This window comes from Arthrobacter sp. GMC3 (genome assembly GCF_002929305.1).
Lineage (GTDB): Bacteria > Actinomycetota > Actinomycetes > Actinomycetales > Micrococcaceae > Specibacter.
In genome coordinates, this window is the sequence record NZ_PJIO01000083.1 from 1 (window position 1) to 701 (window position 701).

Below are 701 nucleotides of genomic sequence, written 5' to 3' on the forward strand. Positions count from 1 at the left end.
GGCGGGCTGGGCGGGATCAAGCAAAAGTGCAAAACATAAAAAAAGAAAAACATATTGATCTTTTAGTAATAACTCTACAATTTTCTTAAGCACAAGAAAAACTATGGCAAGCTCAGCTATTGTTAAGTTAGCTTGTGCAATTGCCATGTGCATGGTAGTGCTTGCACCACATGCCGAGGCCGCCGTGACCTGTGGCTTAGTTTCGGGCAAGGTTGCAGCGTGCATTGGCTTCCTTAGGGGAGGTCCTGGCCCAAGCCCGGCATGTTGTGGTGGGATTAGGGCCCTAAACAGCGCAGCCGCCACCCCGGCTGACAGGAAAACTGCATGCACTTGCCTTAAATCTGCTGCTGCTTCCATTAAAGGAATGAACTACGGAAAGGCAGCTGCTCTCCCTGGTGCATGTGGTGTCCGCATCCCTTACCCTATTAGCCCCAACACCAACTGCAATGCAGTCCACTAAAAGTACAGGATAACTTTGTTGCTACAGAAGAGAAATTAAACATGGAGCTACGTACCAAAGAATGGCCTTGTTAGCTAGTAAAGTGTATAATAAATGAGACTCAATTATCTTGATGAGGCTTTTGTCTTTTTCGAGTAAATTGATTATTGTAGTTCCTATTTCACGCATGCATCTTATTTTAATGTGTACCCTAGTTTTTATTTTTCATAAAATTACAACTAAATCTAATGTTGCCATTTAT

Annotated in this window: 2 protein-coding genes; one reads left to right on the forward strand and one right to left on the reverse strand. The window is 43.4% G+C overall.

Annotated elements, in window-relative coordinates; genetic code table 11:
- A partial coding sequence (locus tag CXQ94_RS22955; protein ID WP_219817116.1) for a hypothetical protein occupies positions 1-225 on the reverse strand: 225 nt, incomplete at its 3' end.
- On the opposite strand from CXQ94_RS22955, the gene CXQ94_RS23745 reads away from it, so the two are divergent.
- Positions 152-460, forward strand: coding sequence for a non-specific lipid-transfer protein (locus CXQ94_RS23745; RefSeq protein WP_219816177.1), 309 nt, complete (start codon positions 152-154; stop codon positions 458-460). The two genes, CXQ94_RS22955 and CXQ94_RS23745, sit on opposite strands and share 74 nt — an antisense overlap.
- Positions 461-701 lie beyond the last annotated feature (241 nt).

Coding starts and splice junctions, on each gene's coding strand:
- CXQ94_RS23745 (WP_219816177.1), top strand. CDS start 152: ATGGTAGTGCTTGCACCACATGCCGAGGCCGCCGTGACCTGTGGCTTA.